Source organism: Flavobacterium sp. CF108 (assembly GCF_900129795.1).
Lineage (GTDB): Bacteria > Bacteroidota > Bacteroidia > Flavobacteriales > Flavobacteriaceae > Flavobacterium.
This window is the reverse complement of the sequence record NZ_FQWW01000008.1, coordinates 46,275-57,980: the sequence shown is the minus strand read 5'-3', so window position 1 is coordinate 57,980 and position 11,706 is coordinate 46,275. Positions and strand designations below refer to the sequence as shown.

General features: G+C 33.8%; 11 protein-coding genes. 4 read left to right on the top strand and 7 right to left on the bottom strand.

The window, feature by feature from the left end:
• Positions 1–8: 8 nt before the first annotated feature.
• Positions 9–1,394 carry a TolC family protein gene (locus tag BUE10_RS19935; RefSeq protein WP_073488241.1) on the bottom strand — a complete coding sequence of 462 codons (1,386 nt, stop codon included), beginning with the start codon at positions 1,392–1,394 and terminating at the stop codon, positions 9–11.
• A 162-nt stretch (positions 1,395–1,556) separates the two neighbouring features.
• On the opposite strand from BUE10_RS19935, the gene BUE10_RS19930 reads away from it, so the two are divergent.
• The 4 genes from BUE10_RS19930 to BUE10_RS19915 all read left to right on the top strand — a co-directional run bounded on the left by BUE10_RS19930 (position 1,557) and on the right by BUE10_RS19915 (position 4,515).
• A complete protein-coding gene (locus tag BUE10_RS19930) occupies positions 1,557–2,594 on the top strand; it encodes a sensor histidine kinase (RefSeq protein ID WP_073488238.1) in 1,038 nt (345 codons plus the stop codon).
• Positions 2,594–3,292 carry a LytR/AlgR family response regulator transcription factor gene (locus BUE10_RS19925; protein WP_073488235.1) on the top strand — a complete coding sequence of 233 codons (699 nt, stop codon included), beginning with the start codon at positions 2,594–2,596 and terminating at the stop codon, positions 3,290–3,292. Before BUE10_RS19930 ends, BUE10_RS19925 begins: the two co-directional genes overlap by 1 nt.
• 89 nt (positions 3,293–3,381) lie before the next feature.
• Complete coding sequence (locus tag BUE10_RS19920; RefSeq protein ID WP_073488233.1) at positions 3,382–3,840, top strand: PepSY-like domain-containing protein; 459 nt, start codon at positions 3,382–3,384, stop codon at positions 3,838–3,840.
• A 162-nt stretch (positions 3,841–4,002) separates the two neighbouring features.
• Positions 4,003–4,515: a PepSY-like domain-containing protein gene (locus BUE10_RS19915; RefSeq protein ID WP_073488230.1), complete on the top strand. Its 513-nt coding sequence runs from the start codon at positions 4,003–4,005 to the stop codon at positions 4,513–4,515.
• 85 nt (positions 4,516–4,600) lie between these two features.
• Here the strand turns inward: BUE10_RS19915 and BUE10_RS19910 are convergent, their stop codons facing one another.
• The 6 genes from BUE10_RS19910 to BUE10_RS19885 form a co-directional block, all read right to left on the bottom strand.
• Positions 4,601–5,365 (bottom strand): SDR family oxidoreductase, encoded by a 765-nt coding sequence (locus BUE10_RS19910; RefSeq protein WP_073488227.1) that lies wholly within the window; start codon positions 5,363–5,365, stop codon positions 4,601–4,603.
• Between the two features lie 273 nt (positions 5,366–5,638).
• Complete coding sequence (locus BUE10_RS19905) at positions 5,639–6,364, bottom strand: SDR family oxidoreductase (protein ID WP_073488225.1); 726 nt, start codon at positions 6,362–6,364, stop codon at positions 5,639–5,641.
• 339 nt (positions 6,365–6,703) lie between these two features.
• On the bottom strand, positions 6,704–7,627 hold the full coding sequence (locus BUE10_RS19900; protein WP_073488222.1) for a helix-turn-helix domain-containing protein: 924 nt from the start codon (positions 7,625–7,627) through the stop codon (positions 6,704–6,706).
• Positions 7,628–7,835: 208 nt separating this feature from the next.
• The gene (locus BUE10_RS19895; RefSeq protein ID WP_073488219.1) at positions 7,836–8,399 is read right to left on the bottom strand and encodes a 2'-5' RNA ligase family protein; all 564 of its coding nucleotides are present in this window, start codon (positions 8,397–8,399) and stop codon (positions 7,836–7,838) included.
• Between the two features lie 25 nt (positions 8,400–8,424).
• Positions 8,425–9,795: an alginate export family protein gene (locus BUE10_RS19890; protein WP_073488216.1), complete on the bottom strand. Its 1,371-nt coding sequence runs from the start codon at positions 9,793–9,795 to the stop codon at positions 8,425–8,427.
• 3 nt (positions 9,796–9,798) lie between these two features.
• Positions 9,799–11,586 (bottom strand): amidohydrolase, encoded by a 1,788-nt coding sequence (locus BUE10_RS19885; RefSeq protein WP_073488214.1) that lies wholly within the window; start codon positions 11,584–11,586, stop codon positions 9,799–9,801.
• Between the last annotated feature and the right edge of the window lie 120 nt (positions 11,587–11,706).

Genomic DNA, 11,706 nt, shown 5'->3' with positions numbered 1-11,706 from the left:
CGTTATAATTAAAATTCATTTATAAATAAGTCAAAATTGCCCGTTGCAGCAACTTTCAGTAAAAACGACTGCCATACATTATTGTTCACAATATCACGATCGATTTCGGCACGGTTTAAAGTGTAAATCGTTTGGGTCAAATCGGTTAAATCGGTTAAACCATTTTTGTATAAAGTCGATTTTTGAATGTAAGCTCTTTTAGCCGCATCAACCTGAATTGGCGCTTCGGCATAATTATCAAGTGTAATTTTGATCTTATCTTCGGCAAAAGTCAGCTGTGATTTTAATTCTCTGTCTGCCTGATTGTATTCTTCCTGTAAAGCCTGAGAAACAAATTTCTGAGCGCTTACTTGTTTGCTTGATCTAAAAGGCGTGGTTAAATTCCATGTAATTCCAACTCCGACCAAATAATTGGTACGATCCGGATTTACGCCATCCCAGTAATTTCTGCTAAAAGCATGCTGGTCTGTAGCATAACTATTTTCAAATCCCGAAGCTCTGGTTTGTAAAACTCCAAAAGCACTCATTGTTGGGTAATAAAAACGTTTGTATAATTTAACCTGCTGATTGCTGTAATCGATTTTCGTTTTATAGAATTGCAATAAAGGATGAAGACTATCCGCAGCTGCATTTCCTTTAATTAATTCTTTTGGAATCTGAGTTACAAAAAGAGTATCGGTAGCAAAATCCTGAGGCGCAACACCCATCAAATCGACTAACTTATTGTTTTGTTCCTTAACGAAATTCTTCGCAAGGTTTAAAGCAATTTTAGCTTTTGAAACTTCGGCTGTAGCCAATGTAGAATCTACACCCGCCAATAACCCGTTTTTAACTCTCGCAACAGCTGTCTTTTTGAAAACCTCCGCACGATCCAGGTTTTTTTGCTGAGAAATCAACAATCTCTGGCTTGCCAGTAAATTTAAATAAGCAGCAGAAATTTTGATTTCCTGCTGGAATTTTTCCTGCTGTAAATCTTTTTCTTTAGCCTGAACATCAATTTTAGACAAATTGATTTTTTCCTGTGTTTTTCCAAAGGTGAAAAAATCCCAGTTCATGTTGACCAGATAAAGTGCGCCAAAAGCCGAATTCCAGTTTTGTTCCGGCAGCGGTAATCCTGATGAAGCAACTCCAAGACCTCCAAAACCATAAAGCGGTCCATTTTGACCATTTACAGTTCCGTAATCCTGCTGTGCCGATAAGTTAAGGTTAGGCAGGTAATCACGTCGAGATTGTTTTAGAGTCTCTTTTGATGCATTGGTGTAATTGTTTTTTGCCCTGATCGAACCGTAATTTTCAAGCCCAGTTTTTACTGCTTCTTTTAAAGAAAGGGTTTGAGAGTAACCGATTGATGCAAAAATCAAGAAAAATAATAAGGTAATTTTTTTGAAATACATAAACTCAAGTGTGAAATTATAGCACAAATTTATTTGTCTTGTACTGATAAAAGTCATGTTAAGTGATGTACTGCAATAGTAAATGACCAATTCAATTGGTCATTTTTTAGAAATGATAATTAAATATTTGTCCGTACTTTGTGAACTATTTAAGTTTAAAAAATGAGCATAAAATTTGATAATATTCTGGATAACAAATGGTGGCAGGAAATTGCCGTCGTCGCGTTTTCCTTTACCATATATACTTTAAAAAACGACTGGATGTTATTTAGTTCTATAACATCTGTTTTTATGGGGATTTTCTTTTATTGCATTTTGTACATGCATGCACAGTTTAATCGTTTCTTCCTTTTTCCGATATTATTTAAAACCCGACGTCCTTTTACTTACCTGGTATTAACGCTTTTTGGAGTTCTTGTTTTTTCGATTGTTTTGTATGAAATTACAATGCTGGATATGTTTAGCAGCTGTCATTTGTATCAAAACTCCCATCAAAGAAGTTATTTGTATCAATTAGCCAGCGTTCTGGGAACTTTGGTTTGTATTTTGAGCCCGATTATTGTTTTTAAATTCTACAGAATACACAGAAAACGTACTGAAGAAGCCTTGTTATTTAACCAAATGCAGTTGAATTCGCTAAAAGGACAGTTAAACCCGCATTTCTTATTCAATACTTTTAATACGCTTTACGGAATCAGCCTTGAATTTCCAGACAGAACACCGGATTTGATTATGAAGGTTTCGCAGTTAATGCGTTATCAATTAGAAAGTAACAGCAAACAATGCGTATCTTTAGAAGACGAATTAGAATTTATAAACAGTTATGTACAGCTTGAAAAAGAACGTGTAGGATATCGCTGTGATATTACTTTTGATTCTAAAGTTGATAATGAAAATGCATATAAAATTTCGCCGATGCTTTTAATCGCTTTTATCGAAAATGCTTTTAAACACGGAACCTGTGCGATTGAAAAATGTTTCGTCCAGATTTTTATTACAGTTGAAGACGGGCAGCTGCATCTTCATGTAGTAAACTCAATTCCAACGAAGCAAACGGATGTTGTTTCGACCAAAATTGGTTTAAAAAACACGATTGAAAGACTGAATTTGATTTTCGGGAAGAACTATACACTCGATATTCAGGAGAATAAAAAAACTTATATAGTTGATTTAAAACTGCAGTTGAAAAGATTTGCATAATGAGAGATCCAAAAAAATGCATTATTGTTGATGATGAGCCGGCAGCGCATTATGTTTTAGCTAATTATATAAAACAAAATCCGCAGTTAGAATTGGTTTTTCAGGGATATAATGGCATTGAAGCAATGGATTATCTTAGGGAAAATAAAGTCGATTTGATGTTTTTGGATATTAACATGCCAGAGATTTCAGGAATGGAATTATTAAAGATTATTCCCAATCATCCTAAAACAATTTTAACGACCGCTTATTCTGAATTTGCACTCGAAAGTTACGATTACGGTGTAATTGATTATTTACTGAAACCCATTTATTTCCCAAGATTTTTAAAAGCTGTAGATCGTTTTTTCTCTACAGAAAATGTAAAAACCAAAGAAGAAGAAGTTGTTGTAAACAAAGTGAGCGTAAAAGTTGACGGTTATTTTATTGATATTGAATTAGACCAGCTTTTGTACGCACAAAGTTTTGGAAATTATGTGAAACTGCACACGACAAAACGAACTTATCTGGCCTCAATTACTACAACCGAACTTGAAAAATGCCTGCCGGAAAAGAATTTTATCCGAATTCATAAATCTTATATTGTCGCATTGGACAAAATTGATACAACTGAAAAAGATTTTGTAATAATCAAAAATGAAAAATTACCCGTTGGAATAACCTACAAAAGGGAATTGACAGATAGATTAAAAAAGTAACATTTTTTTTATTAAAAAATATTTGGATTTCATTTTAAAAGTAATAATTTTAGTACTTATTTTGGTTTTTAATTTTAATAGTCAGGATCATGAAAAAAGTATTCTTATTGCTGGTTTTACTTTACGGTGGTTTTTTAAGCGCTCAAAATGAAGTAGTAACACCGCCAGAAAAAGTTCGGTTTACTTTTGAAAAAGAATACCCAAATAAAACTGCTGTGTGGTCTATAGACTACGTTGGCGATGATAATGATGAAATTAGGTACGAAGCAAAATTTAATACCGATAAGAATACTAAAGCACTTGCAGTTTATGATAATCTGGGAATTTTAAAAGCTTATGAATTGCAAATTCCCTTAAGTCAATTACCACAAAAAGCGCAGAGTTATCTAAAGAAAAATTATGAACCAAAAGCGATTAAAGAAATCGCTGTGATAGTAAATGATAAAAATAAAACCACTTATGAAGTGGGGGTAGAAAAAGACTCCAGATTTTATGATGTTGTCTTTGATCAAAATGGAGGTTTTGATGTTATCATCGAAAAAAATTAAAAAGCACACTTACTAATTCAATTATATTTAAAACGGCAAACCCGACAAGTTTTATACTTGTCGGGTTTTGTTTTATGCTAGAAAATATTTTGAAGATTAAATTTTCGCAATAAATAAAAATGTAGTAATTTTATTACTTTATTTAATTTTATAAGTATTACTATGAAAAAGATTTTATTATTTACTGCCTTTCTATGCTTCAATTTTTTAATAGGGCAGCAGAGTATCCTGCTTCCATCAGAAAATATAGTAAAGGCGTTTGAAAAACAATATCCACAGAAAAAGCCAATTTGGTCTATGGAATATGGTAAGAATGAGAGCGATATTTACTTTGCAGCAAAGTTTAAAACAGCAGCTAATACTCAGGCATACGCAGTTTATGACAGTGATGGAAATTTTAAAACGTATAAAGAACAGATTTCAAGCGCTAAATTGCCAAAAGCTATACAGACTTATCTTGACGCCAATTATTCTGTTAAATCTACTTCAACTTCGAAATCAAAATCAAAAAGTAAGTCAAAAGCTAAACCGACAGCAGCTGTAAGAGAAGCTTACTCTGCGCTTGATGCTAAAAATAAAGCGACTTATGAAGTGAAAGCTGCAAAAGATGGAAAAAATTACAATCTCATCTTTGATGAAGAAGGAAACTTAATTAAAACAATTCAAATAGGTTAAAAAAATACGCATTCAACTCATTTAAAACAGCAAACCCGACAGGTTTTTAAAACCTGTCGGGTTTAATTCTCAACGTAAATAAGAATTACAAATTCATTCCGCCAGAAGCTTCAATACGCTGTGCGTTTACCCAGCGTGCATCTTCGGTACATAAAAAAGCAACAACGCCGCCAATATCGTCTGGCAGGCCAACTCTTCCTAAAGCTGTAATTGAAGCTATGTGTTTGTTTAATTGTTCATTATCACGAACAGTACCTCCGCCAAAGTCAGTTTCGATTGCACCCGGAGCCACAACATTTGCTCTGATTTTTCTTTCGCCTAATTCTTTTGCCTGATATTTTGTTAACGTCTCGATTGCGCCTTTCATAGAAGCATAAGCCGAATAACCAGGAAATGAAAATCTTGCCAGACCAGTTGAAATATTTACAATTCCACCGCCGTCGTTCATTACATTCAAAGCTTTTTGAGTTAAAAAGAACGGGCCTTTAAACTGAATATTAGTCAATTGGTCAAACTCTGCTTCAGTAGTTCCAATGAATGAATTGTGAATTCCGATTCCGGCATTGTTTACTAGAAAGTCAAATTTATTAGTATTGAAAGTGCTTTTTAAAGTCGAAGAAATACCTTCAAAAAAGCCATCAAAAGTATTTGAATCTCCAACGTTCAATTGAAGTGATGCTGCTTTTTGACCTAAACTTTCGATTTCTTTTACAACAGCATCTGCTTCGTCTTTTTTGCTGTTGTATGTTATAATTACATCAAGTCCTTTTTTAGCAATTGCTATTGCCATATTTTTCCCTAAACCTCTGCTTCCTCCTGTAACCAGAGCTATTTTTGTATTTACTGCCATATTTTATTTAATTATGAATTATGAATTGTGAATTGTTTTTTCTGTCAGTCTGAGCGAAGTCGAAGACCCCGCACAGTGTGATTTTTTTTAAACACATAGAAACATAGATTTTATTTTGATCTAAAAAGATTGCAAAAAGAAACTAGTTTCTAACGCATAGCGATGCGTTTAGTTATCTTTATAATTTCTCGTTGCTATTTCTATGTTTGTTTAGATAAATGAAATGCTTTTTATGCGTTTACAAAAACTATGTTTCTATGTGTTTAAATAAAATTAATTAGAATGCATTGCATTAAAATGATTTCTTAAATCTTCTGCGCTTGCGTTTAATCTCGTTTCGCTGGTTCCAAAAGTAAGTTCCGGTTTTCCATCTTTTAACTGCTCAAAAATAGATTCGATAAAACTGCTTACGCTTGGATGTGCGTCGTGTAAACCAACTCCGCCAAGATCTGTATTCAATGCGGGTGGAATAATTTCGATTACTTCGATATTTTTAGCTTTTAATAAATGACGAAGTGAAAGTGTAAACGAACGGAAAAATGCTTTTGTAGCCGAATAAACCGGAACTTTTGCAAAAGGCGAAAATGCCAGTCCAGAAGTTACATTCATTACTGTTGTTAAAGATTTCAGTTCAATAAATAAGGAAGTTAAATGTAGCGGTGCTTCAATATTAGTATTGATTTCTGCTTTCATGCTTTCGTAGAAATCAACATCAGTTACAGAAACCCATTTTTGGATTCCGGCATTATTGATTAATACGTTTAAATCAGGATGATTTTCTGTAATCCATTTGTAAAGTTCGATTCTTTCTTCTTCTAAAGATAAGTCGCATACTTTTGTGATTACGGAAGGGAATTTTGCCTTCACTTCATTTAAAACAGATTCTCTTCTGCCGCAGATAATTACAGTATTATTTTCCTGAATAAATCTTTCAGTAAGTCCAAGTCCAATTCCGCTTGCACCGCCTGTTATTAAAATTTTGTTGTTTGATAAATTCATCTTTTTGATCTTTTAAATTGATAAGACAAAGGTAGGAGTGAAGTAGTGTTGAGGAATTGTAAATATCAAACCGATGTTTGCGAAATTCAAATCAGAGTTGTGAAATTAAAAATTAAAAAATGAGAATTAAAAATTTCAATTCTCATTTTATGTCCTCCTGAGCGAAGCCGAAGGACACGCAAAGAAATATACTCAAAGCACAGTCTTTTCGAGGAACGAAGCAATCTCATTTGCTAAATAAAACGCATACTAGTGCGGTTGCTTCGTTCCTCGCAATGACAAACTTTGTGCACTATTTTGTAATGATCTAAAATCTAAACTCTGCAATCTAAAATAATTCTACAATCTAAAAGCCAGCGGCGTTAAAGTAGTTTGTTTTTTAAAAAAGTTAGAAAAATGCGCTAATTCCTCAAAACCAAGAGAAAAGGCGATTTCAGAAATATTCCAATCCGTTTGTTTTAAAAGGATTTTCGCCTCGTTTGTCAATCGTGTGCTGATTAATTCAGTTGTGGTTTTTCCGGTGTTTTCTTTTAAAACTTTATTTAAATGATTAACGTGAACAGATAATCTCGCTGCAAAATCCTTTGCGGTTCTTAATTCTAATCGCTGATGTGGAGATTCTATTGGGAATTGTCTTTCTAATAATTCAGCAAATAAAGAGGAAACTCTCGCCGCAGAATTGTGCTTAGAATAAAGTGCGGTTATAGGCTGTAATTTTTGTCCGAAGTGAATTAATTCAGCCACATAATTTCTAATCAAATCATATTTATAGATATAATCAGAATTAATTTCTTTTTGTATTTTGTTGAAAATCAAAGCTACTTCTTCTACTTCTTCATCTGAAAGCTGAAAAATAGGATATCCATCTGAAGCAAAAATAGGAAGATCATCTAAGTCTATTCCGCTTTTGTTTTTGGATAAAAATTCGCTTGTAAAAACGCAAAATTGTCCAGATTGATTGGTATCCTGCGGAACGTAATTGTATGGGATTTTTGGTGTTGCAAATAACAATCCTTGTTTTTCTATTTCGATTACTTTATCAGCATATTCGGCTCTGTTTCTGCCTCTTATCAAGCTTATTTTGTAATAAGCCCTTCTGTCATAAGGCATAACCGATTTTCCCTGCAAACGCTCCAAAAGTTCTTTGATGTCAAATACATTAAAATGACCAATCTCTTTTTGAATGTCATTTGGCAGTAATGAATTTGGTTCAATAGTTGAGCCTTCGGTAATATCCTGGTAAAATGAATCTAAGGATTTCATATTTGTGAATTGTAAAATTCAAATATACGAAATTTTTTTGGCCCGCAGATTTTACGGATAAAACAGATTTGCACAGTCATTGCGAGGAACGAAGCAATCTCACTTGCTGAATCAATTGGTGATCTTTGTTAGTGTGGTTGCTTCGTTCCTCGCAATGACAATACTTTGTGAAAAAAACTTTGTGTCTTAGTTCCTTCGTGGCAAAACGTCAAAAGAAACTCCCCTGAACAAACTCTGGCTCAGGATTACTTCCAAATAAAAAAGTATCAATTACAAAAAACTGTTTTTTAACAGGATCAAGTTCTCGAAGTACAATTTCCTTGCATGAAAAATCAATATCAATTGTAGTGAAAAGATGTGAAGCTATTTTAAGATTTTCGGGGGTTAATTTTCTTCCGATTGACATATGCGGATCGTCACTTTTTTTGAGTTTTAAAGGTTTTAAAGATTCCTGAATCTTTTTCATAATGGGTTTCAGGTTATTTTTTGATTCTTCATTTGGAGCTATATAGAATGCTCCGGCATTGTCATAAGAACCAAAATGATCTAAATAGACTTGAAAAGGAGTAAAAGTATCACAAACTTTAAAAAGCTTTTGTTTGTATTTATCAATTTCGGATTCGTTAATTGTGAATTCACAAATCGTAATATGTCCAACAGAATTACAGCTGTTATACCAGTCAATTTTGCTTTTTAAATAATCCTTCATTATTTTGACGGAATCAATAACATCTTGCGAAGGATAAATGGCAACGGAATACTTTTTCTCCATTATTTGGATTTTGAGTTACACAAATTTAGAATTTAAATTGTGCTGTCAAAGCAGTGTAAAAATAATCTTTTCCTGAACCAGCTTCTTTTAAAAATGCACCTGCATCAAACCATGCGCCTTCTATTGAAACTGTTAAAAAAGGATTGACATTATAATCAAAATTTGTGATCAACTGCGTTCCTATAAAACGTTCTGTTGTGTTGTCTCCGGAATACAAAAGCTGCATGTTTGGGGCGTATAAACCGTCGTGAATGGAACTTCTCCAGAAAATATCATAATCGATTCCGAAACCTAATTTTTCGGTTAAATCTAATGCAATTGACGGATGAATGTCAATTAAGTTTGATGGGCCAATTAAACCGACTAAACCGAAATAAGCACCTTTTGGATACAATGGATTAAATGTCTGTAATTGATTATCATTACTGTTTTTATCTCCGGAAATAAACTCGGTTTTTAAACCAATTTCTGGATTGAATTTTACGTTTTCAAAAGTATACGAAGTATTCGATGAAAGCGTCCATGCGGAAATATTTTGCGATTCGATTTTTCCGAATTGATATAAACCTTCAAAATCATATTTCCAGTTTCCTTTTGTTTTCCAAATTCTTGTTCCTATGGAATGTCTGGTTTCTTCGCCAATTGCGTTATCAAAAACGGCTCGGTTTTTCCATAAACCTAAATAGTATAAATCGATATTTTGAATAAATGGCACTTTATGAATTACGAAATAACTTCCCCAAAGTTTTGCATTGTCATTAAAATCATCGTTGAAAACTCCGGGTTTATTGGCAACAGGATGTGAGTAAAAAGCATCCGTCTGCCAATTGTTGTTTTTGTAGAATAGTTTCATTCCGTCAAAAGCAATTCTATTATTTGGGCGTTCGCGAACGCTTACCAATCGCTGAGAACCGTATGCAATTTCTTGTCTTCCAACTCTAAATGTTAACTGCTGGTTTTTATTTTGAATGAAATCAACATCTAAAAAAGCCTGATGAAAATCAAGTTCGTTTTCATCAACCGGACTCGGATCGATTTTACTGTTTGCTAAACTGCTTTGAAATTCAATAAAAGTTCTGAATTTCCCTAAATGAACATCGGCATTTAGTAAATATCTCGACAATAAATAACCGTCACCGCCTGTAGTTTCATCGCCCCATTTGTCATTAACGGTATAAAAATATTGTTCTCTGATTTCTCCGCCAATTGAGGCGTAATATTTGTCATTTTTCCCTAACGGAATATATTTGATTTTCTTGTACCAAGTTTTCGTCGAATCGGCTTTTAGATATTGGAAATCATCGTCATATCGCAGCTTTTGGAAAACTGGTTTTTGTTGTGCATTTGCAGAAAAAATAATCCCCAAAAGCAACAATAATCGGAATGTATTTTTCATTATTTAGTTTTTTTGATAACCTCCAAAGTAATTTACTGGACTCCAATCCGGAATCGCTTTTGGTGTTGGATTTGCAAAAGTTCTAAAGTCATTATCGGCATAAACTACTTTTCCGTTTACAACTGTCAATTTTGATTCGATGCTTAAAATTTTTTCTTCAGGAGCAGTGAAATAATCATCAGAAAGGATAGAGAAATCAGCTAGTTTATCTGCTGTCAGCATTCCTCTGTCTTTTTCAATATTGATTAATTGTGCGCTTCCGTAAGTGAATAATTTTAAAGCAGTAGTTCTGTCCAGAATATTTTCATCATTCATATATTTTAAACCGCCTAAAGTTTTTCCGGTTGTTAACCAATATAAACCAACCCACGGATTGTAACTTGCAACACGTGTTCCGTCAGTTCCCATTCCTACTTTAATTCCTAATTCTAAGATTTTCTTAAGCGGAACTGTATTCGCAGCTGCCGTTTTTCCATATCTTTTAATAAAACTTTCACCTTGATATGCCATTCTATGCTGAATCGCTAATCCTCCGTTTAAAGCTTTTATTCGTTTTAAATTTTCTGCAGAAACAGTTTCTCCGTGATCAAAGAACCATAAAAGTCCGTTTAAAGGTGTTTCTTTATTAATATCTTCAATTACATTTAAAAATCTTGTAATGCTTTCGTTATAAGTGGCGTGAATTCTAAACGGCCATCTGTTTTTAATTAATAAAGACAAAACTTCTTTTAATTGTCCTTCCATTGCCGGGCTTAATTCTGGTCTTGGCTTATCGAAATTTTCAAAATCTCCGGCACTCATAACTAGATTTTCTCCGGCGCCCTGAACATGATATTCTACTTTGTCTGAATGATGATCGTCGTCACAGCCTTCGCCAATTTCAACGGTATTAATCCATTTGGTGTAATCGTTTAATTCGCTTCCTGCTTTTTGAGCAAACAAATAATACGGCATTCTAATCGTTAAATCGCTGTCTTTGCATAAACCGTTTGTTACACCGTAATCGTCTGGAAAGTTTTGAAATCCACCTCCTGCATCCATAATAGCGGTCACGCCAAGACGGTTCGTTTCGGTCATAAATTGTTTTGTAGAGTTTATTTTTTCTTCTGGAGATAATTCCGGAAGTTTTGAAAGTGTTGAGTATAAAATAAAAGCATTTGGCTCAGCAACTAATAATCCGGTTGGGTTTCCGTCAGGATCTTTTTCAATTAATCCCGCATTTGGGTTTGGTGTATCGGCATCAATTTTTAAAGCTTGTAATCCTGCTTTGTTTAAATAAGCGTGTCCGTATAAATGAAGTATAAATGTTGGTACATCGCCTGTTGCTTCGTTGATTTCTGCTAATGTTGGCAGTCTTTTTTCTTCAAACTGATAGGCATTCCAGCCGCCTACAACACGAACCCATTGTCCTTTTGGAGTTCTTTGAGCTTGTTCTTTCAGCATTGCCAAAGCTTTTTTGAGAGAACGAACGCCGTCCCAGCGCAACTCGGTATTAAAGAATCTACCGCCTCGAATAATGTGCATGTGAGAATCGAATATTCCGGGAATAATAGTTTTTCCTTTAGCATCGATTACAGTTGTTTTTTTGTCTTTTAATTTTAAGATTTCGCTGTTTTTTCCTGTTTTCAGGATTTTTCCATCGGCTACAGCCATAGCTTCGGCAATTGTATTTTTATCGTCTAAAGTGTGAATTACAGCATGATGAACGATAAGTGTGGCTTTTTTCCCTTGAGCGAAAACGGGAAGTGAAAGGATTAAAAGAAAAACTAATATTTTGAAAGAGAGTTTCATAATAGTGGTATTTTTAGTTGGTTTTGGGAGAAAAAAAGACTGTGCGGTTACACAGCCTTTCTTCGTTTTTCTGGAAGTATTTTAGTGGGAAATGGCACACTGATTTTACTGATTTGCTTT